At 58.5% G+C, this 26,282-nt stretch carries 21 protein-coding genes and 1 other RNA gene; 10 read left to right on the top strand and 12 right to left on the bottom strand.

Going from position 1 to position 26,282, the window contains the following annotated elements; all coding sequences use genetic code 11:
• Positions 1 to 4 precede the first annotated feature (4 nt).
• The 7 genes from ACQZ63_RS16910 to ACQZ63_RS16880 all read right to left on the bottom strand — a co-directional run bounded on the left by ACQZ63_RS16910 (position 5) and on the right by ACQZ63_RS16880 (position 6,561).
• A complete protein-coding gene (locus ACQZ63_RS16910) occupies positions 5 to 754 on the bottom strand; it encodes an SDR family oxidoreductase (protein ID WP_113556367.1) in 750 nt (249 codons plus the stop codon).
• Positions 755 to 843: 89 nt separating this feature from the next.
• Entirely contained in the window at positions 844 to 2,388 is a 1,545-nt protein-coding gene (locus ACQZ63_RS16905; RefSeq protein WP_003513113.1) for a Do family serine endopeptidase, read from the bottom strand.
• A gap of 262 nt (positions 2,389 to 2,650) precedes the next feature.
• The gene (gene hflC / locus ACQZ63_RS16900; RefSeq protein ID WP_003513118.1) at positions 2,651 to 3,574 is read right to left on the bottom strand and encodes a protease modulator HflC; all 924 of its coding nucleotides are present in this window, start codon (positions 3,572 to 3,574) and stop codon (positions 2,651 to 2,653) included.
• 1 nt (position 3,575) lies between these two features.
• On the bottom strand, positions 3,576 to 4,697 hold the full coding sequence (gene hflK, locus ACQZ63_RS16895) for an FtsH protease activity modulator HflK (protein ID WP_003513120.1): 1,122 nt from the start codon (positions 4,695 to 4,697) through the stop codon (positions 3,576 to 3,578).
• Positions 4,698 to 4,840: 143 nt separating this feature from the next.
• Complete coding sequence (locus ACQZ63_RS16890; RefSeq protein WP_113556368.1) at positions 4,841 to 5,368, bottom strand: dihydrofolate reductase; 528 nt, start codon at positions 5,366 to 5,368, stop codon at positions 4,841 to 4,843.
• Positions 5,365 to 6,159, bottom strand: coding sequence for a thymidylate synthase (locus ACQZ63_RS16885; protein ID WP_113556369.1), 795 nt, complete (start codon positions 6,157 to 6,159; stop codon positions 5,365 to 5,367). Before ACQZ63_RS16885 ends, ACQZ63_RS16890 begins: the two co-directional genes overlap by 4 nt.
• 93 nt (positions 6,160 to 6,252) lie before the next feature.
• Complete coding sequence (locus tag ACQZ63_RS16880; protein ID WP_003513125.1) at positions 6,253 to 6,561, bottom strand: DUF2853 family protein; 309 nt, start codon at positions 6,559 to 6,561, stop codon at positions 6,253 to 6,255.
• 141 nt (positions 6,562 to 6,702) lie between these two features.
• On the opposite strand from ACQZ63_RS16880, the gene ssrA reads away from it, so the two are divergent.
• From ssrA to ACQZ63_RS16855, 5 genes are all read left to right on the top strand, one after another.
• Positions 6,703 to 7,075, top strand: a transfer-messenger RNA (tmRNA) gene (gene ssrA, locus ACQZ63_RS16875).
• A 229-nt stretch (positions 7,076 to 7,304) separates the two neighbouring features.
• Entirely contained in the window at positions 7,305 to 7,817 is a 513-nt protein-coding gene (locus tag ACQZ63_RS16870; RefSeq protein WP_003513127.1) for an SspB family protein, read from the top strand.
• A 44-nt stretch (positions 7,818 to 7,861) separates the two neighbouring features.
• The gene (locus ACQZ63_RS16865) at positions 7,862 to 8,065 is read left to right on the top strand and encodes a DUF4169 family protein (RefSeq protein ID WP_113556370.1); all 204 of its coding nucleotides are present in this window, start codon (positions 7,862 to 7,864) and stop codon (positions 8,063 to 8,065) included.
• 116 nt (positions 8,066 to 8,181) lie between these two features.
• Positions 8,182 to 8,391: a ribbon-helix-helix domain-containing protein gene (locus ACQZ63_RS16860; protein ID WP_013636481.1), complete on the top strand. Its 210-nt coding sequence runs from the start codon at positions 8,182 to 8,184 to the stop codon at positions 8,389 to 8,391.
• Positions 8,392 to 8,627: 236 nt separating this feature from the next.
• Positions 8,628 to 8,957, top strand: coding sequence for a hypothetical protein (locus ACQZ63_RS16855; RefSeq protein WP_065659211.1), 330 nt, complete (start codon positions 8,628 to 8,630; stop codon positions 8,955 to 8,957).
• A gap of 119 nt (positions 8,958 to 9,076) precedes the next feature.
• Here the strand turns inward: ACQZ63_RS16855 and ACQZ63_RS16850 are convergent, their stop codons facing one another.
• Together ACQZ63_RS16850 and ACQZ63_RS16845 are read right to left on the bottom strand one after the other, a co-directional pair.
• Entirely contained in the window at positions 9,077 to 12,799 is a 3,723-nt protein-coding gene (locus tag ACQZ63_RS16850; protein ID WP_113556371.1) for an AsmA family protein, read from the bottom strand.
• A 91-nt stretch (positions 12,800 to 12,890) separates the two neighbouring features.
• Positions 12,891 to 14,303, bottom strand: coding sequence for an FAD-binding oxidoreductase (locus ACQZ63_RS16845; RefSeq protein ID WP_111783546.1), 1,413 nt, complete (start codon positions 14,301 to 14,303; stop codon positions 12,891 to 12,893).
• 295 nt (positions 14,304 to 14,598) lie between these two features.
• Between ACQZ63_RS16845 and ACQZ63_RS16840 the strand changes: the two genes are divergently transcribed.
• Positions 14,599 to 15,501, top strand: coding sequence for a hypothetical protein (locus ACQZ63_RS16840; RefSeq protein ID WP_113556372.1), 903 nt, complete (start codon positions 14,599 to 14,601; stop codon positions 15,499 to 15,501).
• 233 nt (positions 15,502 to 15,734) lie between these two features.
• Complete coding sequence (locus tag ACQZ63_RS16835) at positions 15,735 to 16,934, top strand: calcium-binding protein (protein WP_113556373.1); 1,200 nt, start codon at positions 15,735 to 15,737, stop codon at positions 16,932 to 16,934.
• A gap of 64 nt (positions 16,935 to 16,998) precedes the next feature.
• On the opposite strand, the gene ACQZ63_RS16830 is transcribed toward ACQZ63_RS16835, so the two are convergent.
• Together ACQZ63_RS16830 and ACQZ63_RS16825 are read right to left on the bottom strand one after the other, a co-directional pair.
• Positions 16,999 to 20,148: an efflux RND transporter permease subunit gene (locus ACQZ63_RS16830; RefSeq protein WP_065662318.1), complete on the bottom strand. Its 3,150-nt coding sequence runs from the start codon at positions 20,146 to 20,148 to the stop codon at positions 16,999 to 17,001.
• The gene (locus tag ACQZ63_RS16825) at positions 20,145 to 21,311 is read right to left on the bottom strand and encodes an efflux RND transporter periplasmic adaptor subunit (RefSeq protein ID WP_113556374.1); all 1,167 of its coding nucleotides are present in this window, start codon (positions 21,309 to 21,311) and stop codon (positions 20,145 to 20,147) included. The genes ACQZ63_RS16830 and ACQZ63_RS16825 overlap by 4 nt, the downstream gene beginning before the upstream one ends.
• A 225-nt stretch (positions 21,312 to 21,536) precedes the next feature.
• Here ACQZ63_RS16825 and ACQZ63_RS16820 point away from each other — a divergent pair, with 225 nt between their 5' ends.
• From ACQZ63_RS16820 to ACQZ63_RS16810, 3 genes are all read left to right on the top strand, one after another.
• Complete coding sequence (locus tag ACQZ63_RS16820) at positions 21,537 to 21,947, top strand: carboxymuconolactone decarboxylase family protein (RefSeq protein WP_111798729.1); 411 nt, start codon at positions 21,537 to 21,539, stop codon at positions 21,945 to 21,947.
• 101 nt (positions 21,948 to 22,048) lie between these two features.
• Positions 22,049 to 24,523 (top strand): UvrD-helicase domain-containing protein, encoded by a 2,475-nt coding sequence (locus ACQZ63_RS16815; protein ID WP_113556433.1) that lies wholly within the window; start codon positions 22,049 to 22,051, stop codon positions 24,521 to 24,523.
• A 103-nt stretch (positions 24,524 to 24,626) separates the two neighbouring features.
• Positions 24,627 to 25,439 carry a glycosyltransferase family 25 protein gene (locus ACQZ63_RS16810; protein WP_080798177.1) on the top strand — a complete coding sequence of 271 codons (813 nt, stop codon included), beginning with the start codon at positions 24,627 to 24,629 and terminating at the stop codon, positions 25,437 to 25,439.
• Between the two features lie 163 nt (positions 25,440 to 25,602).
• Here ACQZ63_RS16810 and betI read toward each other — a convergent pair whose 3' ends face one another.
• Positions 25,603 to 26,199: a choline-binding transcriptional repressor BetI gene (betI, locus tag ACQZ63_RS16805; protein ID WP_111783548.1), complete on the bottom strand. Its 597-nt coding sequence runs from the start codon at positions 26,197 to 26,199 to the stop codon at positions 25,603 to 25,605.
• Between the last annotated feature and the right edge of the window lie 83 nt (positions 26,200 to 26,282).

Raw genomic sequence — 26,282 nt, 5'->3', positions numbered from 1 at the left:
GCAATTATTTCACAGCCGCATTTCCGCCGTCGGCAAACAGGGCCGATCCGGCAACAAAGCTCGACATCGGGCTGGAGAGGAAAAGGGCGGCCTGCGCCAGTTCCTCCGGTTCCGCAATGCGCTTCATCGCATGCAGCCCTGCAGCCCACTCCTTCTGGGCCGCATCTCCCGCCATCGGCGTATCGACTCCGCCGGGAAGCAGCGCATTGGCGCGAATTCCCTTGAAGGCGTAGTCGGCAGTAATGCCCTTCACCAGCCCCATCAGCGCCGCCTTGGCGGTGCCATAGGCTGCCATGCCGGGTATGCCGGCGCTGGTGCCGACGAAGCTGGAGATGAAGACGACCGAACCGCCTCCCCGCTTCAACATCGCAGGGATCTGGCTGCGCACGCCGAGAAATGCGGAAGTGAGGTTGGCGGTGATCACGTGATCCCATTCCTCTACCGAAATCTCCGCAAGCGGTTTTGTTGCTCCAACGGCACCGGCATTGTTGACGGCGATATCGAGACCGCCAAAGACGGTCATGGCCGCATCCGTCAGACGGGCATGGGTTTCCGCAACTGTGACGTCACCCGCCACGGGGTGAACGCGACCGCCGGCCTGGCGAATGGCGGAAGCCACATCCTCGAGTGCCTCGGCACCACGCGCGTTGATAATGACGGCCGCGCCCTGTTCGGCAAACAGGCTTGCCGTCGCCCGGCCGATGCCGGATGACGCGCCAGTGATGATCGCAACCTTGTTTTCCAATAATTTCATATCCTTGGCCTCCTTTGCCGGAGACCGAGGAATAGAGAGCAAGCCGAACCACAGCCACCCGATTCCTGCCGAACCGGGCGAAAGAAGCTTTACTCCAGCGGCAGCGCCACGACGCGCAGATTGCCCTGTGCATCGGCAACCATCATATGCGCATTCTTGCGACCCTCGGATTTCAGGCCGTTGACACGCACAAGCACGTCGCCCGGAACCTCCATGAAGTCCTGTCCGACCTCGACGATGACATCACCCGCCTTCATGCCCTTCTGTTCGGCAGGCGAACCCTGATCGACGCTAGCAACAAGCACGCCTTCGACGCTTTCGGCAATGCCCTTCTCCGTCCGCAACTCGTTGCTCAGCACTACGAGGTTCATGCCGAGCACGCGCTGCGGCGCTTCGCGCACCTCCGGCGTCTGGTCCTGCGCCTGATCGTCGGAACCGCCCTTGTCATCAGGCACGACCATGCCGCCGTCACCGTCCTCGGCCTGCGGATCGTCGGTTGCGGCCTTTTCATCGGGCGCATCCTGCAACTGGCCAAGCTTTACCTTGACGGTCTCTTCCTTTCCGTCACGGAAGACCACGACATCGACTTCCTTGCCGACCGGGCTTTCCGCCACGATCCTCAAGAGGTCACGCATCTCGTGAATATCCTTGCCGTCGAATTTCAGCACGATATCGCCGGCCTGGATCGGGCCGTTTTCCACCGGGCCACCCTTGGCCACGCCGGAAATCAAGGCACCCTTTGCCGCTTCCATGCCAAGGCTTGCGGCCACGTCGTCGGTAACCGGCTGGACGCGCACGCCGAGCCAGCCACGGCGGGTTTCGCCGAATTGGATGAGCTGCTCGACGATATTCTGGGCGAGTTCCGTCGGAACCGCGAAACCGATGCCAATCGAACCGCCGCTCGGCGAAATGATCGCCGTATTGATGCCGATCACCTCACCCTTCATGTTGAAGAGCGGACCGCCGGAATTACCCTTGTTGATTGCCGCATCCGTCTGGATGAAGTTGTCATAGGGACCGGCATTGATGTTGCGCCCGCGCGCGGAAACGACGCCGACAGTCAGCGATCCACCGAGGCCGAAAGGATTGCCAACGGCCATGACCCAGTCACCGATGCGCATACTGCGCGAATCGCCGAACTTGACTGCCTTCAGCGGAGCCTTCGGCTCAACCTTCAAAACGGAAAGATCGGTCTTGGTATCAGTGCCGACCAGCGTTGCCTTCAGCTTCGAACCATTCGGGAAAATCACCTCGATGGCGTCTGCGCCCTCAATGACGTGATTGTTGGTGACGATGTAGCCAGCCGGATCGATAACGAAGCCGGATCCCAGCGAACTGACCTTGTCGCCGCCTTCCGGTTTCTGGTTGTCGAAATAATCCTTGAAGAACTCCTGGAAAGGCGAACCTTCCGGCAGTTTCGGCGGCACAGGCCCTTTGCCCTCGGTCTTGACGTTCTGCGACGTCGAAATATTCACCACCGCATCAAGAAGCGGTGCGGCAAGATCGGCGACCGATGCCGGCCCATGGCTCTGCGCCCATGCCGCAACCGGTGCCGAAAGGCTACCCGCCACAAGTGCGAAGCCCGCGACTGCGGCAATGCTGCTGCGAAAAGGCGAAAGAAGGGTCACGGCCATAAGCGTCCTCGCGTTTCAAATCGTCATTCCCTGCATATATCGTCAAAGCATAAGGCGGAATGATGAAGTGTAAAAATACCTTTTCGTGAACAGCACCGGCTGCCTTGCTCACTGCCTACAGCATCGGCGCGAAAACGGATATCCCTTTCCGGGCGCGAGACAACAGGATTTTGTCCCCTTTTCGTTTTGCTGCCACTCAGCCATTCGCTCAAAAAGAAAGGGCCGGTTAAAACCGGCCCCTCCAAAATCATTCGATCCGCTATCAATTTGCCGGCGGTGCCGCAGGTGCGGCCGGAGCCGTGGATGGAGCACCGTTGATGTCGTTGAAATAACGGAAGAAGGTCGAGTCGGGAGACAGGACCAGCGTAGTGCCGGTTCCAGACAGCGCGCTGGAATAGGCCGCCATGGAACGATAGAACTCGAAGAAGCTCGGGTCGCGCTGGAAAGCTTCGCCGAAGACCCGGTTACGCTCCGCATCGCCTTCACCGCGCAGGACTTCGGACTGACGCTGGGCATCGGATTCGAATTCCACGACCTGACGGTCGGCAATAGCGCGACGACGCTGTGCCGCCTCGTTACCGCGGGCGCGGATCAGCTCGGCTTCGGCCAGACGTTCCGACTTCATACGCTCGAAGGTCTGCTGCGAGACTTCCTGCGTGAGATCGGTGCGGCGGATACGGACATCCACGATGCTGACGCCAAGCGATTCCGCATCGGGACGCAGATCGTCACGTACTTCCTGCATCATCGATGCACGCGCATCCGAAAGCGCCGATTCGAAGCCGCGAAGACCGTAGACCCGGCGCAACGACGCGTCGAGACGAGTGCGTAGACGCGATTCCGCCGACATCTGGTCACCGGAGACCGTCTGCCGGAAGCGGCGGGCATCCGTAATGCGATAGACCACGAAGGCATCAACCTCGTAGAACTTGCCGCCGGAAACCTGAACACGGATGTTGTCGTGATCGAAGCGCAGCGCCCGGTTCTCGATATATTGCACCCGATCGGCATCCATGAAGGCGAAGGGCAGCTTGAAATAAAGGCCCGGCGCGGTTTTCACATCCTGGATCTGACCGAAGCGCACAACGATGGCCTGCTGGCGCTCGGTGACGACGAAGATCGACGAATAGGCCAGGAAAAGCACGGCGGCGAGACCGACGAGAACGGCCGTAAGACGGTTGCTCATATCAGTTGCCTCCCTGCTGTGCCGCGCCCGGATTGCCGCGCATGATCTCGTTCAGAGGCAGATAAGGCACCACACCCTGTTTTTCGTCGATGATGACCTTGTTGGAACCCTTCAGGACCTGTTCCATCGTTTCCAGGAACATGCGCTGGCGGGTTACGTCAGGTGCCGTGCGATATTGATCGTAGATGGAGATGAAGCGCTGTGCCTCACCCTCTGCCTCGTTGACGACACGAGATTTGTAGGCGTTCGCCTCTTCGATGATCTGTGCTGCCTGACCACGTGCGGCACCCAGCTTCTGGTTGGCGTACTGGTTGGCTTCCTGCACGAAGCGGTCCTCGTCCTGCTCGGCACGCTGCACTTCATCGAAGGCGTCGGCCACTTCGCGCGGCGGCGCCGCGTCTTCGATGGCGACAGCATTGATGGAGATGCCGGCCCCGTATCCGTCCATGGTGGACTGGATGATGGTGCGCACATCCGCCGCGATCGCCTGACGGTTATCACGGAAAATGTCCTGTGCGGGACGACGGCCGACGATTTCGCGCATCGCGCTTTCGGAAACCTGCTGCAAGGTCTCAGCCGGGCTATCGACGTTGAACAGGTAGGATTTCGGATCGGAAACCGTATAGAGCACCGAGAACTGCACGTTGACGATGTTCTGGTCACCGGTCAGCATCACGCCGTTCGCGGAGGAAGACGAAGCGCGCGAACCGATATTCTGCTGCTGTTCGGTCACCTTGACGATTTCAACCGTCTCGATCGGCCACAGATGGAAATGCAGGCCGGGCATCGAAATCTCATCCTTCGGACGCCCGAAACGCAGCTCCACGCCGCGCTCGTCCGGCTGGACGGTGTAGATGGACTGAATGCCGAGGAAAACCAGAACGACGAGAGCGACGATCGCAATCGCGCCGCCATTGAAACCGCCCGGCAGGACATTCTTGAAGCGGTCCTGGCTGCGCCGGATGATCTCTTCCAGATCGGGCGGGCCGCCATTGCCGCCGCCACCGCCGCGAGGCCGGTTAGGTCCCTGCCCCCATGGGCCGCCACCGCCGCCCTGGTTGTTTCCGCCACCACCGCCGCCGCCCCAAGGGCCGCCGCCGCCATTCTGATTGCTCCAGGGCATCAATACCTCTTTATAAAAGCCTCTCCCGATCCCGTTCGAAAGCGATTGCTCGCGTGCGGCGGGAATATGGACCCGTTATAAGAAGGAGAAGCGTGCGTTTCAACGCAGAGGTGGTAACTAAATACCCAATCAGGGTAAATAGTTCACTTTGACGCGGCTCTGCGCAAATAAGTGGTGAACAGAACCGGATAATTGTCCTTTTCCCCTGCGGGAACGGCATTTTCCTCGATTTTTTCAAAGACGGCGGGATCGATTTCCGGAAAAAAAGTGTCGCCATCAAGCTTTACGGCCACATGGGTGACGGAAAGTTGATCGGCAAACGGCATGGCCTGACGGTAGATTTCACCGCCACCGGCCACGAAAACCTCGTCCACACCCAGTTCCGCAGCCTTGCTTTTGCCAAGCGCGAGGGCGTCTTCAAGCGACGACACGACATCCACGCCATCAGGCCTGTAATCGGCATTGCGGCTGACGATGATGTGCGGCCGGCCCGGCAAGGGACGCTCGCCCACCGAGAGAAATGTCTTCCTGCCCATGATGAGCGGTTTGCCCATCGTCATCGCCTTGAAGCGCTTGAGGTCAGTGGAAAGCTTCCAAGGCATATCGAGGTCGCGGCCGATAACGCCGTTTCCCGACACCGCGACGACGATGGTGATGCGCGGCTCGCTCATACCGCGATCGGTGCCTTGATGCTTGAATCGGCCTCGTAGTTCTCAAGCGTAAAGTCTTCGAACTTAAAGGAGAAGAGGTCTCGCACATCCGGGTTGAGGCGCATCGTCGGCAGGGCCTTGGGGGTCCGCGTCATCTGCAATTTCGCCTGCTCGAAATGGTTGGCGTAGATATGCGCGTCACCAAGCGTATGGACGAAATCGCCGGGTTTCAGCCCCGTGACCTGCGCCACCATCTGCGTCAGAAGTGCGTAGGAAGCAATATTGAAAGGCACGCCGAGAAAAATATCGGCCGAGCGCTGGTAAAGCTGGCAGGACAGCTTTCCATCCGAAACATAGAACTGGAACAGGCAATGGCAGGGCGGCAGCGCCATCTCGTCCACCAGCGCCGGGTTCCAGGCCGAAACAATGTGGCGGCGGGAATTGGGATTGGTTTTCAGGGCCTCGATCAAAAGCGCGATCTGGTCGATGTGGCGGCCGTCGGGCGCCGGCCAGGAACGCCACTGTGCTCCGTAAACCGGACCCAGATCACCATTTTCATCGGCCCATTCGTCCCATATGGAAACGCCGTTTTCCTTGAGATAGGCGATATTGGTATCGCCCTTCAGGAACCACAGGAGTTCATGGATGATCGAGCGCAGATGCAGCTTCTTGGTGGTGAGAACCGGAAAACCTTCCGTAAGATCGAAGCGCATCTGGTAACCGAAGACCGAACGCGTACCCGTGCCGGTGCGATCTCCGCGGTCGGAGCCGGTGTCCATCACATGCCGGAGAAGATCGAGATATTGTTTCATGTGTTCTGCCGCCGATTCCCTGATACCAAGGGAATATAATAACACAGGGCGACAGAACCAATCACCAGCGGGTCGCTTATCCCCGCGAAAAAATCAGAGCGACTGGAGTTTGCCCAGTTCCTTGGCCACCAGATAATAAAAGGTCACACGCGACTTGGAGCGGTCTGCGGCCATGGCCTTGGCGGTTGCATCGATCGCCTTGTCGGCGCTGTCATCGGTCACGCCAAGCTTCTTGCCGCACCAGTTCGCCTTCACACGCGCAAGCTCTTCCGGATCGGAAGCGGACACCAGCGATGAATCCCGGTTGCGCAGGGCAATGCCGAGATGTTTGACGATCTTGCCGACAATCGCTTCGTCGGCTGCTGCGTCGTATTTCTTCACATCTGCGAGATAGTCAGTCATGTCCACTCCTTCGTGTGTCCCCGGCCCGGTGTTGCTTGTGGTGACCGGTTGTAGGGAGAATGTGTCAGCAATCCCTCGTCGTCAAGAATTGTCTAAATTGTGGGCGGCAAACACGAAATCTTTTCATGGAATTGGCATCGGCCCCTTTTCTCGGCCAAGGGAAACGCCTATATGAACCTTGCCGGGGCAACCCGGCTATGGCGATAAACGGTCGGTGTAATAAACCTATTGGACCCGGGGGCGGTACCCGGCGCCTCCACCAAAAACCGGCGGCTTTTCAAGATGAAGGCCGGCTTTTGATGGGGGCGAAATAGGATCGACAAGGGCGTAAAGATCGAACTTTTGCTCGGCATGATACCGCCGTTATCGGGTCACAAGTGTAGTTGCAAATGACAACAACGCTAAGGAATACGCTCTCGCTGCCTAATGGCGGTGCGGGAATTCCGCTCTAAAGTCCTCACGGTTAGCCCCGTGAGGCGGGGTTCGGAGGTACCTGGCAACAGAAACCTCCACCTTCTCCATTTTGCCTGAATTGGTTATATGATAGCTGACTTGCACACAGCATCGGCTTTTCCGTTGCTGCCGTTCAGGACATTGCGTATACTTGGGTAATGCGTAGCCGCCAGGATCGAAATTGATCCCGGCTTGCGGATTACGCAAAGATTCAAAGTGTTACAGCGTCCTTGGCGCACTTGGTGCGCAGCGCTTTAAAAGACGTTCGAATAAGGGAAAGACAGGACCGCATGGGGCAGGATCATATCCGTTACGACATTCTCGCACAGGATGCCCTTCGCGGCGTTATTCGCAAAGTTTTGGGTGAAGTGGCCGCAACCGGCCGCCTGCCCGGCGACCACCATTTCTTCATAACATTTCTGACCGGCGCGCCCGGTGTGCGGATTTCGCAGCACCTCAAGTCCAAATATGCCGAGCAGATGACCATCGTCATCCAGCATCAGTTCTGGGACCTGAAGGTGACGGAGATCGGCTTTGAAATCGGCCTGTCCTTCTCGGATACGCCGGAAAAGCTGGTTGTTCCCTATAACGCCATCAGAGGTTTCTACGATCCCTCCGTCAATTTCGAGCTTGAGTTCGATGTGCCCCTGGCAGACGAGGAAGAGCTGGAAGAGGCCGAAATCACCGCCTATCCCGTTTCCCATGAGGCAAAGCCGGCTACAACGTCCGAGACGCCCAAGTCCGGTGAGGAAAAGAAGGAAGGCTCTGTCGTTTCTCTGGATGCCTTCCGAAAGAAGCAATAACGGCTTTTTGCCCGACCGCGCGAAGCTCAAGGAGACATATCCGCATGGCCGCCGATATCGTCAATCTGCGTCAGTTCCGGAAGCAGAAAGCCCGTAGCGAAAAAGAAATTCAGGCGGATCAGAACCGCCTGTATTTCGGTCGCACCAAGGCGGAAAAAAACCTCACATCGGCCCTAAACGAAAAAGCCGAAAAGGCGCTCGATCAGGGGCGGCTTGAAAAGGACGACGACAGGACCGACAGGGATTGAAGAGCCGGCCTGCCCGGGCAAGCTTTCGGAAGACCGGAAAAAACACTGCTAAACAGAGGCTTGCAGGCACGACATGATTCAGATTCCCAACCGGACCAGCCGGAAAGATTGATCTGATGATCCGCAAGCACTCCACGACATTGCACGGCCACCGCACCAGCATTTCACTCGAGGATGCCTTCTGGGACGAGCTGAAAATCATCGCCGAAAAGCGCAAGATCAGTTTCGCCGCCCTGCTTGCGGAAATAGACGACAACCGGCCAGCCGACAGCAATCTGTCCTCATCCCTTCGGGTCCATGTACTGAATTGGCTGAAGAGCAAGTGAGCTTGCTGCAAGGTGGCATCGAAAGATGACACTGCAGCGGCGCGCATATGCGCCGGCTCATATCCAGCCATTCTCCGACTACAAACATTCTTGCCGAAAACTCATAATGTCGTGAAAGCATTCATTAAACATTAGCGCGCTAATTTGTACTGCAAGGCGCTTCAGTACTGCGTAGCCTTGCTTCCAGATTTGTATTTCAAGCTTTTCCTTTCCTACCGCACGCCACGAGGCGACCCATGGTTTCCGCCGTTTCGGGAACGAGCATCGCTGTTTCCGTCCTCTCCTCTTCATCCACCTCGTCTTCAAGCGTTGCCGAACTGAAATCGCAGATTGCCGAAAAGCAGTCAGAACTCGCCCAGACCTCCGAAGCGAAAGCACAGGAAGAACTGAAGAGTACTATTGCATCGCTGCAAGCGCAGCTCGAGGCACTCGAAAACAGCTCCGACAAATCGGCTTCCTCAAGCAACAGCGCGGACAAGCCCAGCCTGTCGGGGGAAAGCAGCAGGATCGGCACCAAGAATTTTGATGCCGACACGCCCTTCGGCAAGCGTGAAGCCTGGATTTAACAGGCTAACGGATAATTTTGGCAAAGCGGTCGAAGCGGCAGCTGTCCGGACCGTGTCAAAATTCGCCCTGAGACACGGGCTCTAACCTCTCCCCAAAACGCGCCGTCGTCGCGGCAAACTTACGGATTGGCCGGAGCGTTTTCGGGCGCCAGTTGCCTGATCGCATCTTCCGTTGGAGGCACCGTCAGGGCCGGCGTTGACTGCCGCTCGGGAACAGGTTGCTGCTGCTGCTGCTGCTGTTGCTGTTGCTGTTGCTGCAACCGCTCCTGCTGTTCCTTTTCCTGCCGCAGACGCTCCTCTGCCGCCGCCTTAAGGCGCGCCTCCTCTTCGGCCTTGGCCTTGGCTTCCGCCTCCACCCGTTCCTTTTCAGCCTGACGTTCAGCCGCCTGAGAACGATAGAGCGCCGTTTCACGACGCAGGCGCTGCTTTTCGAGAACGCTGGCCTGCATCGCCTCGACGCGACGGCGTTCCTTTTCGAAAGCCCGGAGTGACAGATAATTGCCGAGCGCCGAAACATCGGTCGTCAAAGCCGGTGCGGCGAGCGGACCGTTATAGTTGAGACGCAGCGAGGGTTCGGCGCCAGCAACCGCTTCTGTGCCGGGATTGAAGATAAGATCGAGATCGCCATTCACGGTCGATGCTGCAATATCGACCGTCGCATCTCCGGTAAGCGTCACCGGATCGATCCCGGCGCGCAAATTCTGGAAGTGCAGCGCGCCGCCATTCAGGGTGAATGGCAGGGCTACGTTGCCGAGCGGTATTTCGCCCTGCCACAGGCTCTGATCCACCAGCGGCCGAACCTTTGGCGCGTCGATCGGCTGCTGCAAGCCTTCCGCCGCCTGCAGGATCGGCGGAAAGGCACCGGGATTAAGTCCTTTGAGCACAAGCCCGCTGGCGCGCACTTCCCCGGAGCCACCTGCCGATTTCAAAATTTCACCAACGCTTTTGCCCGTCGATTCGGCGGTCAGATCGATCGCCACCCGGCCCGTCGCGACCGGGCCGTTGGCATTCGCCCACAATATCGACTCAGGATTGGCGTCGTTCACCGCAATCTTGGTGCGGAAAATGCCCGCTCCCTCGCCTGTGGACATGGCAAGCCGCCCGGTCAGCTTTCCGCCCATGAAGGTGCCGGCGATATCATCAAGCGCGAGATTGCCATCATCATGCGTGATCTTGGTCGACAGACCCGTGACCGTGCCGAAGGGACCGGCCTCGAAACTTTCCGCTTTCAGCGAGAGCGAGGCCTTGAGTTGCGGGAAAGCCGGCATGGCCAGCGGCTTGGCGTTGAGCGCGCCCGTCTCCGGGTCGATCACCGGTCCGTAGATCGCATCTCCGAGCCAGGCAAGATCGACGGTCCGAAGGGCAAGATCACCGGTGACGGAATGGGGGGCCGCGCGCTGGAACGCCAGACTGCCCGAGAAGGGGTTGCCGCCCGCCTGCCCGCCGAGGGCGGAAAACGCAATCTTCTGCGCATCCACCGCCATTTTTCCGTTCGCCTTCAGCGCCATGCCACCACCAAGCTGCGGCAGGCCAACCGCGTTCATGATGAGATAGGGCTCGATATCAGCGCTTTCGAGCGCCAGATCCGCACTACCCTCGCCGAAATTGGCGGCGGCAACGGCAAAGGATCCGATCATCGAGAAATGCGTGCGCTCCGTCGAGAAACGGATATCGGTCTGGACGGGAGAACCGAGCGTGCCGTTGAGCTTGACGGAAAGCAGCCCTTCCCCATCGGCATCGAACGGCAGGGGATCAAGCCCTGCCTGCCCGAACAGGATCGCCGTCGACTGGTTTTTCAAAACCCCTTCCAGCGACATCGCCGTATCATCGGTGATGGACAGGAAATCCGGCATCTTGGCCACGGCCGAAAGACGGCTGCCGTTGACTGTGCCGGAAACGGCGACATTGGCGCCGCCATTTTCGCTGTTGACCGAAACATCCATGGCAAGGTCGGAATTGGCGTACCACGGCGAACTCGCCGCCAGCCGGCTGAGGAACGGATGACCAGGCAATTTCTGCTGCAGCATGGCGAAGAACGGCTGCATGTCGGTCGCATGCAGGTTCACCGTGCCCTTGCCTGCATATTTCAGCAACGACCCCTGCAACTGCCCTTTCGCCTTGACTTCGGCACCGGCGATATCGCCAGCCGTCATCTTTTCAAGCGAGAGAACGCCGCCCGCCATTGTGAAGGCGGTTTCCACATGATTTGCAGTCACACCGGCCATGTTGAACCGGTCGGCCTTGAACTTGGCGTCGATGCGATGGTCGAGAACAGAACTTCCGACCTGATCGCCGAGCGCCAGGCTGCCAAGCGCCTTCAGGGCGTCGAGATCGATCTCGTTACCGGCAAGATCGATCGAAAGATTGGAGGCCTTGCCGTCAGAGCGCCGTTCCAGCTTCCCCTTCAGAGAGGCGTCGCCAATGGCAAGCTCGAGATTGTCGAAACGCTGGTTCAGCGTCGTCAGCGAGACGTCGGCGGAAAAACCGGCTGCATTGAGCTGGCGGATCGCCGGATCGACAGAACCGGAAAGCCAGTTTGCCAGCCCGGATGGCTGGTTGGAGGCAACGAGCAGATTGCCGTTGAAAGCGGGACCATCCAGCAGCGTCAGGGAACCTTTGGCTTCCAGCTGCGTCCTGCCGGGCAGCGTTGCCACGGCGTTAACCACCTGCCAGCCGCTGCCATCAGGGCGCACGTCCAGCCGGATATCACGAATGGTCGTGTCGTCGGAAACCAGCGCTGGTAGGCTGATGCTGGCCTTGCCCGGGACCGGCGGAACCGGAATGCGGGCGACCATGGCGGCAAATGCCTCGATGCGCTGGCGCACGGAGGCGGTGGGCTGGCGCGAGGTCTTGCCGGTCTGCACGACGGGCGGTGCGAAACGATTGACGTCGATCTGCTGGCCATCCGCCGTCAGCAGGAATTCCGGCTTGGCCCCGGTATCCAGCGTTGCCTCGCCGGTCACGACGTAAGGATTTTCGTTGCCACCGAGCTCCATGCGGTAGCTCGGTATGCGCACGCTTTCATTCGTCAGTTCGAAGCTGCCGCGGGTGCGCGGCGACGAGAACAGCGATTGCCCGCCCTGCTGCTTCTGTTTTTGGTCTTCACGGAAACTGAAGGCGAAGGAACCGCTATAGGCGGGCTTTCCCGCAGTCGCGGCAATCGCACCGTCCAGATCGACCTCGACCGGATGTTCATCCGGCACCACGCGAATCCGCAGGCCCATGCGCCCATTGGTATAATCCGGCTCACTGCTCGACAGCGAGAACGAGCCTGGATGCCCGTCAACGGCAGCGCGCCCTTCCGCCTTCCATGGTCCGGCCAGCGAATTGGCGGACATGTCGGCGTTAAGACCCGTCACAACACGGTTGCGGCCGGATTGCTCATCGATGAATTCGATCTGCCCGCCTTCGATCTGCACACTTTCCAGAACCACGGTGCGGGCTGGAATTTCCGCCCGGCTGCCGCGCATCCAGTCCAGAGTGCCGTCCTTCAAAAGCCGGATCTTGGCCTTGGGTTCCTCGATGCGCATGTCGAAGATACGCGCTTCACCGGAAAGGAAAGGCGCCAGCTCGGCATCCATGGAAAAACGCGCCACCTGAATGAGCGGCGATCCGTCCGCATCCGTTCCGGCGCGCACGTCATGCAGCGTCACCGAAGGGAAAGGGAGAAGCCGGGCTTCGACGCGACCGTGCACCACCACCTTCTTGCCCAGAATGCGGCTTGCCTGATCTTCGAAATCGCGGCGGAAATCCGTCCAGTCAACGAAATAGGGAATGAGCAGCGCTGAAAACAGCACCACGGCCAGCAGTCCGCCCAGAAAAACCAGAATACGCCCGAGCACTGAACTGCTTCTCCCTTCGCGAACGCTGCAAACCTATTCTTATTTGCCTTAACGGCAAGCAGCCTTTTGTACCAATCAATTGTGAGAATGATCAGACAAGACGGAACAGTTTGCCTGGATTGAAGATGTTATTGGGGTCGAGCGACGTTTTGATGGCGCGCATCACATCCAGCGCATTTCCCGCCTCTTCGGCCAGAAAACTCATCTTGCCCTGGCCGATGCCGTGTTCTCCGGTGCAGGTGCCGTCCATGGCGATGGCCCGGCGATTGAGACGCGCAACGAAAGCTTCGGTTTTGGCGACACTTTCGGCATCCTTGCCATCGAACAGGATGAGTACATGGAAATTGCCGTCGCCGGCATGACCGACGATCGGCGCCAGAAAGCCGTTTTCCTTGATATCCCGCTGCGTTTCCACCACGCAGTCCGCCAGCCGCGAAATCGGCACGCAGACATCGGTGGACAAACCGTCGAGATGCGGCGCAAGCGCCCGCGAGGCCCAATAAGCGTCATGCCGGGCCTTCCACAGCTTGTTGCGCTCGGCCGCATCGCTGGTCCAGCGGAAATCGACGCTGCCGCATTCCGCCGCGATCTCTGCAAATTGCTGCGATTGCAGGGCCGCCGTCTCTTCGGTGCCGTGGAACTCCACGAACAGCGTCGGTTTTTCCGCGTAGTTCAGGCCGGAATAGGCATTGCAGGCCCGCACCTGCACTTCATCAAGCAGTTCGATGCGCGCAACCGGAACACCCATCTGGATCGTCATGATAACGGCGTCACAGGCCGCCTGAATACTGTCGAAGGTGCAGACGCCACCAGCGATCTTTTCCGGGATGCCCTGCAACCGCAGCGTAACCGAGGTCAGAACCCCAAGCGTGCCCTCGGCGCCGACGAAAAGCCGCGTCAGATCGTAACCGGCCGACGACTTGCGGGCACGGCGAGCAGTGCGGATTTCCTCACCATTGGCAACAACGGCGGTAACGGCCAGCACATTGTCCTTCATCGTGCCGTAACGCACGGCATTGGTGCCCGACGCCCGCGTCGAGGCCATGCCGCCGATAGAGGCATTAGCACCCGGATCGATCGGAAAGAACAGGCCGGTATCACGCAGATAGACGTTAAGGTCCTCGCGCGTCACACCCGGCTCCACCGTCACGTCAAGATCTTCGGCGTTTACCTCAATGATGCGATTCATCCGGCTGAAATCGATGCATATTCCGCCATCAGGCGCATTGACCTGCCCTTCCAGTGAAGAGCCAGTACCGAAAGGAATGACCGGCACCTTATAGAGCGCGCAGGCTTTCACCACGGCCTTCACGTCATCGGCGCTCTCGGCAAAAACGACACCGTCGGGCGCCTGCAAGGTCAGATAGGTGGTGGTATGGCCGTGCTGCTCGCGAAACGCCTGCCCAGTCTGGAGCTTGTCACCGAGCTGCTGCTTCAGCGCTGCAAGCACCGACGCGATGCCTTCCTCGTTGCGTTTTCCCGCGACCACATCTTTCAGCGCCATCGTCCATCTCCACCGCAAGATACCGCCGTAACGGACTCGATCCGTTACGAAATTCCGGTGCGTGGTATGGGATAAGGTTAAGGCTTTGTCCAGCCGGTCAGCCGCCCGAACGGTAGGAACAACCTCCTCTCACATGGCCTTCCGCATGCACATACTGCCAGCCCTGAGCAAGCTCCAGCTTGTATACATCTTATACGTGAATTTCTTCATTGATGCTCATAAATGCATATAAATTACAACCGGAATGCGGAGCCGGGCTAGAAACGGGTCCGTATTCAAACATCAGGGTTTCAACATGACTACAATTATAAGTCAGCCCTTTGCAGGATCGAATTATTTTCGACTGCTGACCGAGAACATTCCCGAAAAAAACCGGGCAAGTAGCCCTTCAGGCGCCACGAATGGTGTTGACCCTCTGACCGCACTGCTTGCCTCCAGCGCGGACAACGAAACGGGCGACCTTACCTACGACATGAGAGGCAGGATCGACGGGATGTCGGAGAAAGGTGCCGACGATGTTGACAAAGCAAAGAACAGCTCAGGCCCAGAGATGGCTATAGACTGGGCAGCAGAAGTTATTCGAACCACCAGCCTCAATGTTTCATCGGCCTCCAGCACTCGGGATTTGTTGGGGGAGGAATTGCGGTTCGGCCGGGCCATGCATACCCCAGGTGTACGGCCTGAAGACATTGTTCGCAATTTCGTTCCCGAGGGCATGACGAAAGAAAGCGTGTATGACCTAACACCGGAGGCATATCAGGCTGAGCTAAGTAAAGCATACAACAACGCCTCACAGCGCGAACAGAAGGAGAGTTGGGCATACTTCGGCGTCGATTTCGATGCCTATATGGCCGGTGTGGACAACCAGGCCTATGCAGCCATGGGCGTTCCCGGAAGCATACAAACACTTCAAAATGCAATCGATTTTTATAACAGCACACACAAAGTGGAAACGAGTAGCATCGACCCGGAAACTTTAACGGAGAAACAGAAGGCGCTTCTAAAAATGCTCGAAGACACCAATAACTATTGGAAAAAGCGCGCTAGAGACCAACTCGACCAGACGATTTCCAGCCTGTTCAATAGTTATGACAGAACAGGAAATCTGATCGAAATGGACACGACCGGCAGGGTAAGCGTCGGCGCCTTTGAACTATCATATAAAGGCGTCCAGATTTATCGCCCGAACAGGAGTTGAATAGTCTCCGCGATGGTGGATGCGCCGATAGCGCGTTCCAAACGGCTCGGCAACGTTCGAGAACCACCTCATATAGCGGCAAACGACATGGCTTATTGCTGTGATTATAAATCAACGCTCCCGATCTGCTCGACCTTGTCTCGCAAAATTCACAAAAACCCCTTCGACAGAAACGTCTAGATATGCAACCATAAGGACTCATTTTAGCTTAACATATATCAGGAGTATAATAAATGGCCAGATATACCGGAAGCGATAAAGCCGATGTCTATAGCGGCACCCCTTATGCCGACGTTATCTACGGCAGACAGGGATATGATGAACTCCGCGGCAACGGTGGCGACGACGTCATCTATGCGGGTGGCGGATGGTTACCCGGATATGACCGCGTGTGGGGCGGCGACGGCAACGACACCATTTATCTCGAGCAAAACCCTTTGCCGAATTATGCCTATGGAGAGGCAGGAGACGATTCTATCTTCGGCGGCGCGGGATCAGACACCATCGATGGCGGCTCGGGCAATGATCGTATCGAAGGCGGTGGCGGTGCTGACATCCTTAAGGGAGGGCTGGGTAACGACACGATTACTATTGGAATGGGTTCAGTTTCTGCACGTACCACAGTCGATGGTGGTGACGGTGCCGATAAGATTCATCTCAACTACGGCTGGGAAATGTTTGTTTCCGGTGGTGCAGGCGATGATTATTTCTATGCGAATCGCGCGTCCCTCACAGGTACGGATTTTGACGGAGGCTCCGGATATGACATTATCGAAGCGAGTTTCAATGAGAGCCGTATCGGCATTCGATCGATCCGCGATATCGAAGAGATCAAAGGCGCAGGCCGTACGAATGTGAGCATCGAATTCGATGATCTCGGCGGCACTCTTGATTTTACCAAGATTAAAATCACTGATATCGCCAAATTCCGAGGCTCAGATAACGCCGATACACTATACCTTGTCGGAAAAAATTCCGGCGACTCGACCCTCTCTGGCACCAATGACCTGATCGATATGGGTAGTGGAAACGACGTGGTTTATAGTGGCTTCGGCAACGACACCGTTGCTGGCGGATCCGGAAACGATAAACTTTTCGGCGGCGACGGCGATGACACCCTGCAAGGCGGAAACGGTAACGACATTCTTTCCGGCGAATTTGGCAGCGACCGGCTCGAAGGCGGAAACGGAAGCGATACCTTCGTCTTCCGCACCGGCTTCGGTAATGACGTGATTGCTGACTTCTCCGTTACCGACGGGGATGTCATCGAAATAGGAGGATTTAGCGGCATTGATGAATTTTCTGATCTTGCCACTTTGTTCACCGAAGCAAACGGATCAACGGTGATCAATTTCACTCCGTCCGACAGCCTTTCTCTGGCCGGCGTTTCCATTTCGAGCCTTTCCGCAAACGATTTCCTGTTTGTTGCCTGAGACAGACGGGGTTTAATCAGTTTCTAAAATGGGCAAGCCGACTCGCCGGCTTGCCCATAAATTTTTATTCCGCCGCAAGCAGCTGCTTGTCCTCCTCCAGCGCCTTCCGACGCGCGGCAAGTTCCAGTTCGCGGTGGAGGCGGATTTCCTCATCGGCTTGCGGTTTGGCGAAACGGGCAATCAGCAGGTAGGAAACCGGGGTGATGTAAAGCGTCACCAGCGTCGCAAAACCCAGACCGCCAACGATAACCCAGCCCAGCGCGATGCGTGCTTCCGCCCCTGCTCCCTGCGCCAGCACCAGCGGCACGCCGCCCAAAATGGTCGCGATCATTGTCATCATCACCGGGCGCAGGCGGATGCTGGTGGCTTTTTCGATGGCTTCGCGCACGGTGGCGCCCTGGTCACGCAGATGGTTGGCGAATTCCACGATGAGAATGCCGTTCTTCGCCATCACGCCCACCAGAAGCACAAGCCCGATCTGGCTATAAACGTTGAGGCTCGATCCGGTGACGAGCAGCGCGATGACGGCGCAGGCAAGACCGAGCGGCACCGTCGACATGATGATGATCGAACTCAGGACACTTTCGAACTGCGCGGCCAGGACAAGGAAGATGATGGCGATGGCGAAACCGAAGGTCAGCAGCATGCCGCTCGAATTCTCCTCAAGCGTCGCCGCCTCGCCGAGCGGCAGAAGGCGGGCGCCGGGCGGCAGGAGGGATTGTGAGAGCTCGTTCACCTTTTCCAAAGCCTGACCGAGCGAAACGCCGTCCTTGAGATTGGCGGTAAAGCCGACGGAGGGAAGCTGCTGCTCGCGGTTCAGCTGCGGCGCCACCGCATTTTCCTTCAGGGTGGCAATGACCGACATCGGCACGATCTTGCCGTCACCCGTTTTCAGGAAGACGTTTTCGAGATCGGTCGGGTCGTTGATCGGCCGGGTGGAGGACAGCAGCCGGACCGGGATTGCATCCCCATCCACGAAGACGTCGACAACCGAACGTCCTTCCAGCAGCGATTGCATGGCGCGTGACAGGCCGGTGATATCAATGCCTAGATCGGAGGCGCGCTCCCGGTCGATGGAGACGGATAGCTGCGCCTGGTTGGGCTCGTTGTCCAAACGCGGCGTTTCGAACAGGCCGCTTTCCTCCATGGAAAGCAGTAGTTTCTGCGTAGCAGCTGTCAGTGCCTGATAATTGCTGCCGACCATTGCCATCTGCAGGCCGTTGCCCGCACCACGAATGCGCAGGCTGTTCGGCTGCATGGCGTTGCCGCGCAGCGCCGGCACCTTGTTGGCGGCAGCGGTAACGTCGGCGGCAATCTGGTTCTGCGTGCGGTCGCGATCAGCCCACGGCGCCAGCGTCAGCACCAGAAAACCGGTGTTGGAGGAACCGTTCATACCGGTGATGGAGTAAATATTGCGGATTTCGCCACTGTCGCGCAGCGGCTGGAGATTTTCCTCGATCCGCTGCAACTGGTCGCGCGTATAGTCGAGGCTGACACCCTGCGGCGCCGTCACACGCATCATCACCGAGGCGCGGTCCTCGCGCGGCGTCAGTTCGTTCTGGATCATGCCGAAGGCAATCCAAGACAGGCCCGAAAAGACAAGCGCAACGATGATGACGATGAGCGGGTTGTTGAGGCAGGCGGAAAGCGTCGTCTTATAGGTGGAGGCAAAGACATTGCCGAACCACGCCAGCGGTCCCGTGGGTTCCTTCAATCCGTCTTTCAGCATCCGCGAAGCGAGCATCGGACAAAGCGTCAGGGCCACGATGGAGGAAAGACCGACAGCGAAGGCGAGAACGAAACCGAATTCACGGAAAAGGCCACCCAGCTGGCCCGGAAGGAAGGAGAGCGGAATGAACACTGCGGCAAGTGTCGCCGTCGTCGCAATCACCGCGAAGAACACTTCCTGCGTGCCGAGAACAGCGGCAGCGCGCGGCCCCATGCCCTCCGCACGGCGGCGCACGATATTTTCCAGCACCACGATCGCATCATCGACCACCAGACCCGTCGCCAGAACGATGGCGAGCAGCGTAAGGATGTTAATCGAGAATCCGACCATGTAGATGGCGATGATCGTGCCGATCAAAGCCACCGGCATGGTGATCGCCGGAATGAGGGTTGCCCGCCAGTCACGCAGGAACAGGTAGAGCACCACAACCACGATCAGCGCGGAAAGACCAAGCGCCAGTTCCACCTCGTGCAACGCGCCTTCGATGAAGACGGCGTCGTCACTGGTCACCACGATGCGCGTACCCTGCGGCAGGTTGGCCGACATGGCCTCGACGGCAGCCTTCACGCCGGTGGAGATATTGAGCGTATTGGACTGCGCCTGCCGGATGACGCCGAGACCCACGCCCTGCACACCATTGGACCGCAGCGAGGTGGACTCGTCATCCGCACCCAGCATCACGGTTGCCACATCGCGCAGGCGGATATTGTCCTTGATCAGAAGGTTGGAAAAATCCTCAGGCTTCGTGAGGCTCGCGGTCGCGCGCACGACGATGTCCTGCGTCGAACTTTTCAGCGATCCCGCCGGCACATCAAGCGCGGCACTGGCCAGCGCGGTGGAAATGTCCGTCACCGTCAGACCACGGCTGGCAAGTGCGGCCTGATTGAGATCGACACGGAAGACTTTTTCCTGATCGCCGTAAAGCTCCACATCCGCCACGCCATCGACTGCGGCAAGGCGGTCGATGACTTCGTCATCCACCAGCTTGGTCAGATCTTCCATGCTGAGCGTGGACGAAGTGACGGCAAGACGCATGATCGGCTGGCTGTCGGAATCCGCCTTGATGATCTGCGGCTCGTCAGCATCATCAGGCAACTGGTTGGTTACGCGGCCAATGGCATCGCGCACATCGTTTGCGGCAACGGCCATATCGACATTGTCGCCGAATTCCATCGTTACGCGGCTGGTGCCGAATTGCGAATTGGAGGAGATGGTTTTGACGCCGCTGACGCGCGCAACAGCTCCCTCGATGGTCTGCGTCACTTCCTGATCGATGGTTTCGGGCGCCGCACCTTCATAAGTCGTCCTGACGCTGATGGACGGCCGGTCCACATCCGGCAACTCGCGCACCTCAACGCCAACCAGCGCGGCAAGGCCGGCAACCACAAGCAACGTATTGAGAACCGCTGCCAGAATGGGCCGGCGAACGAACAGTGCGGTGAAGGCGAGCTTGGAATCCTGACCCGAAGGCGGCTGAGTCGTCATTGGCTGGCAACCTCCTCGGGCTTCGGCTGGCTTGCGACACGGACGGCACCCCCCTCCCGCACCCGCTGCAATCCTTCGGTCACGACCTGATCGCCTTCCGCCAGTTCCGCTTTCACGAGAACGGCGTCGGGGTTACGCTGCACGATCTGCACCCGCACCTTGGCCGATTTATTGTCGGTCACGCGCCAGACATAGGAACCTTCGGCATCCCACTGCACGGCCAGCGGATCGACGGATGCATAGGTCTCTCCGGCAAAACGCATGGTGACGCCGAAGGACATACCGGCCCGAAGCTCATCCTTGTCGTTAGCAAACCGTGCCCGGATGCGGATGGTACGGCTTGCGGCGTCGACACGGTTGTCGACGGCCTCGACCTCACCTTTGAACGTCTCGCCGGGGCGTGAAATCGAGGTGGCCTCTACAGGCATTCCGACGGTAATTGCAGTTACGAACCGTTCCGGAGCCCAGAAATTGACCAGAATTTGAGAACGGTCATCAATGCCGACGATCGTAGATTGCGTGGTGACATTGTCGCCGATATTGGCGGCCACGATCCCGACAACACCCTCAATCGGTGCGACGATGTCGCGGCGCCTGAGGTTCAGCTCGGCGGTGCTCAGTGCAAGCTTGGCGGCTTCCTCGGCAATCTGCGCGTCCAGCACATCAAGGCGGGATACGGATTTCAGGTTACTGTAGGAACTCGATTTTTCGACGGCGCTGCGTAGCGCAACCTGCGCCTTGTCACGCTCGATCACCTGCTCCTCGTCATCGAGCCGCGCGAGCACCTGCCCCTTTACGACGCGGGCGCCGGATGAAATGCGGATTTCCGAAAGCGTGCCTGATGTCTGCGGCATGACGACGACCGACTGGATGGCCTCGCCACTGCCGATGGCGTTCAGCCTGTCATTGACCGTGCCCTGCTTGACCGGGGCCATCGCCACCAGGGTGGCATTGCCATCGCGGCGTGCAGCGCCGGCATTTTGGCCGGATGACGAACCGGGTGTTCTGGCACCGGATGCGGCAACCTCGACCGCGCCACCAGGTGTTTTGCCGATGCCGATACCCGCGAGCAGATTCCGCGCTTCGGGTGAATAAAATCCCCAAAGACAGAGTCCTGCTCCCGCCACAGCAAGACAGACACCCACCTGTTTCCACACCCGCATACAATTCTCCGATTATCCGCACAGCATAAACCCGCCCCGAAAAGAGCTTTTCGGAACGGTAGAAGTATTCCCGCATGCCTTAACGAAGGCAACGCACAAATCCGTTCCTTACATAATTGTAATTTGTGATGAATTGTCGTCGAAAGCGCACTGACGGCCATTTCTGTCGCAAACATTCGCCAATCCGGTAATCTGCAGCTGAAATAGCCATGACCGGAGGAATGCATGAGCACCGTAACGAAAGCCGAAAATCCCGAAGCCAACCCGCGCGTCAAGGCTGTGTTCGACGATATCCGCACAACGCGGAAATCGGATTTCATCAACAATATGTGGCTCTACCTCGCCTTCGACCCCGATCTTCTGGAAAAGACCTGGGCCGAGGTCAAGGCGGTGATGGCCACACCTTCAGCGCTCGATCCGCTGGTGAAGGAAATGCTTTATATCGCCGTTTCCGTCACCAATGGCTGCTCCTACTGCGCCCACTCCCATACTGCGGCTGCAAAAGCCAAGGGCATGACGGGCGAACAGCATGCCGATCTCATGCGCGTCATCGCCCTTGCCGCCAAGACCAACCAACTGGCCGTGGCGCTGCAATTGCCGGTGGACGCGGCTTTTGATGCCGACAGGCGGGTCTGAGACGAAAAAACGTCTTGGAATAGGCGTTTTGACGGATGATACCGGAATAAAAGCAGAACACGGTTCTAGCCTTTATATCCCGAATCACTACATTGGGCCGCATGAGCAACAGTTTTGACGATATGCCGTTCTTCGACGAAGAACCTGAGGCGCCGCGCAAGGCGACGAACAATGCCGATGCAGGCAACGCAGGCGGGCTTGGCATTGCCGCGCGCGCCATGGCGGCACGCGATCAGGCCCGGCCCACGCCCGACTATCTTTCCGGCCTCAACCCGGAGCAGCGCGAGGCCGTGGAGACACTGGACGGCGCGGTTCTGGTGCTTGCAGGCGCCGGCACCGGCAAGACCCGCGTTCTCACCACCCGCATCGCCCATATTCTGGCGACCGGACGCGCCTATCCCAGCCAGATTCTGGCCGTGACCTTCACCAACAAGGCCGCGCGCGAGATGAAGGAACGTATTGGCGTTCTGGTCGGCGGCGCGGTTGAGGGCATGCCCTGGCTCGGCACTTTCCACTCCATCGGTGTCAAGCTCTTGCGTCGCCATGCCGAACTCATCGGCCTGAAGTCTGATTTCACCATTCTCGACACCGACGATGTGGTGCGGCTGATCAAACAGCTTATCCAGGCCGAAGGTCTTGATGACAAGCGCTGGCCGGCCAAACAATTCGCCGGCATGATTGACGGCTGGAAGAACAAGGGGCTGACGCCGCCGGATATTCCCGAGGGCGATTCCCGCGCCTTTGCCAATGGCAAGGGCCGCGAACTTTACACGGCCTATCAGAACCGGCTGAAAACGCTTAACGCCTGCGATTTCGGCGATCTTCTGCTGCACCCCATCAGCATCTTCCGTCGCAATCCCGATATTCTGAAGGAGTACCACCAGAAATTCCGCTACATTCTGGTGGACGAATATCAGGACACCAATACGGCGCAATATATGTGGCTCAGGCTTCTTGCCCAGCGCCCCAAAGGCGAGCCGCAAAACGTCTGCTGCGTCGGCGACGACGACCAGTCAATCTATGGCTGGCGCGGCGCCGAAGTGGACAACATCCTGCGCTTCGACAAGGATTTTCCCGGTGCCAAGGTCATCAAGCTGGAGCGTAACTACCGCTCCACCGAGCATATTCTCGGCACCGCCGGCCATCTGATCGCCCATAATGAAGGGCGTCTCGGCAAGACCCTGTTCACCGAGCGCAGCAGCCCCGACGATGAGAAGGTCGTGGTGCATGCGGCCTGGGATTCCGAAGAGGAAGCCCGCGCCGTCGGTGAAGAAATCGAGCAGCTTCAGCGCAAGAACCACAAGCTGAACGACATGGCCATTCTCGTTCGCGCCTCCTTCCAGATGCGCGAGTTCGAAGACCGTTTCGTCACGCTAGGCCTCAATTACCGCGTCATCGGCGGTCCGCGCTTCTACGAGCGTCTCGAAATCCGCGATGCCATGGCCTATTTTCGCCTTGTATGCCAGCCGGCCGACGATCTGGCCTTCGAGCGCATCGTCAACACCCCCAAGCGCGGCTTGGGCGACACGACCATCCGCAATCTGCATGATTACGCCCGCGCCCGCGACATTCCGATGCTGGCGGCAGCGACCGACATCATCGAGACCGACGAGCTGAAACCGAAAGCGCGCAAGGCGCTGTTCGACGTGGTGCAGGATTTCCGCCGCTGGCAGGGGCTTCTGGAAAACACCGGACACACCACGCTTGCCGAGCAGATCCTTGACGAAAGCGGCTATACTGCCATGTGGCAGGCCGACAAGACGGCGGAAGCGCCCGGCCGACTGGAAAACCTGAAGGAACTCATCCGCTCGATGGAGGCCTTCGAGAGCCTGCGCGGTTTCCTCGAGCATGTCGCGCTCGTCATGGATGCCGAGCAGAACGAAAATCTCGATGCCGTCTCAATCATGACGCTGCATTCCGCCAAGGGGCTGGAATTCGACACCGTCTTCCTTCCCGGTTGGGAAGAAGGTCTGTTCCCGCACCAGCGGGCGCTGGACGAAGGCGGCCGCTCCGGTCTGGAGGAAGAACGTCGTCTCGCCTACGTCGGCATCACCCGCGCCAAGAAGCTATGCCATATCTGGTTCGTATCGAACCGGCGTATCCATGGTCTGTGGCAATCCACCCTGCCCTCGCGTTTTCTCGATGAACTGCCGCCAGCGCACGTGGATGTCGCGGCATCCGACAGCAATTACGGTGGTTACGGCGGACGCGGCGGTTATGGCCAGTCCCGTTTCGACAAGGCGGAGCCCTTCGCTAACAACTACTCCACCCCCGGCTGGAAACGTGCCCAGGCCAACAAGTCCGACGCGACCCGCGATAACTGGGGCACACGCTCCGGCCATGCGGTCGAGAGGATTGGTTATGGCGAAAGCGGGCCCCGCGCCCGCACGATCGACGGCGAACTGGTGGCCAAATCGGTTGCCGACACACCGTCGAAATTCGTGGTCGGAGACCGCGTTTTCCATATCAAATTCGGCAATGGCAACATCTCCGCCATCGAGGGTAACAAACTGACCATCGATTTTGACCGCGCCGGACAAAAGCGTGTGCTGGATGGATTTGTGGAAAAGGTTTGATTCGACAACTATGAGTGTGCGAATGCAGTTTTTTCCATAGCCCCCGTCACGCCGTTGCAATAAAGGAGTTGCAACAGGGTGCAGAAACCGGGCGAGGACTGCTTTGCATATTTTACCGAAAAGCGGGCGCAAGCTTGCCGTTTTCCTGATCAATATGGACAGCGCCACCAAGCGCCTCGAGGACATGAACGCACGCCTCGACGCCATCGGGCTGAAGGCAGAGCGGGTCCCAGGCGTCAATGGCCGTGAACTGAATTATCCTATCCCGGAATTCAGCGAGCTTTCCTACATGCTCATGCATGGCCGCCGCACCTCGCCGCCGGAAATCGGCTGCTATCTCAGCCATGTCGCCTGTGCCAACAGGTTCATGGGCAGCGATGCCGATATCGCGCTCATTCTTGAAGACGATGTCGTCTTCGAAAAGGATTTCCTGGAAGCAATCGACGAGGCGATAGTGAATGGAAGCGACTGGGATCTGCTTCGGCTGACCACGGTCAGCAACGGTCGCAAGTTTCCGTTCCGCAAGCTCGTTGGCGGGCGCTCACTCGCAATTGCGTTGACGCGGGAAAAGGGTTCGGGCGCATATCTCGTCAACCGCCGCGCCGGCAAATGGATCTCGAAGCTGATCCCCATGCGGCTTGCCTACGATATTGCCTTCGACCTGGAATATCTCGCTGGCCTGAAGGCAGCCTTCATTTACCCACTCTGCGCCACGCAGGATGCGGACGGGGAAAGCCAGATCCAGAACAATCTGCGGATATACCGTCTGCCCCGCTGGCGCTACTTCACCGTGCTGCCCTACCGCACTTTTCTGGAAACCAGCCGTTTCCTCATGCGCAGCCTCCGGTTTGCCGTTGCCAAGCTGACCGTTGCGCTGGAGCGCGGCAAGGGCAAGACCGTTCCCACCGGCAATTGACTGCGCTGGCCTACACTTCGCCGGGCGTGAACCCAACCAGGTAGACCGCGGCGATCACAGCTGCGAGAGTGAAAATCGAAATGACGAAAATCGTCATCCGGTTCAAGGGTTTGCGCGTCGTTTTCTTCATGGTGGAATAATGCGAAGCGCGCGTACTGGTTCCCTACGGATTGTCAGCTTTTGCGTGCGGTAACCTGTGAGACAGGTAATCCCGCATCTGCTCCATTGCCTCCTCGCGCGTCAGACCGCCGGACTGCAATCCTGAGCGCAACCAGAGGCCGTCGATAAGCGAAGTGATCCCGAGCGCGACAGTTGCGCAGTCTTGCCTCGGCACGAGATGCACCAAAGCCGACAAAAGATTGGAGCGCATCCGCGCATGGATCACCTTCTGGATCCTGGCGAGCTGCGGCTCGCGCGGAACCTCGGCGCAAAGCGACAGCCAGGCGTGGCAGATCGAGGGCTGAAAGAAGCTCTCGTCGAAATTCGCCTCGATAATCGCATCGAGCCGTTCACGCGGACTGACCGCCCGATTGAGGCGCGCCACCACGGCCTCCTTCAGCTTCACATTGGCTTCGCGCATGGCGTGCTCGAACAGTTCCTGCTTGTTGGCGAAATAATGCAGCACGATGCCTTTCGAGGCGCCTGCCTGCGCCGCCACCCTTTCAAGCGTGGCACCCGCCATTCCCTCACGTTGAAGGACTTCGAATGCAGCCCGCCTCAGCTCCGCCCGGCGAATATCGCTTATCTTGGTCAGTCGCATCTTTGTCTCCTTGCGTGAGCAATATTGACAAATTTTCCGTAAAGATCAATTATTGTCCCACCGGTCAATCTAATGACCCAATA

Source organism: Agrobacterium sp. CG160-95 (assembly GCF_053521725.1).
This window is presented reverse-complemented; position numbering and strand designations above follow the sequence as displayed.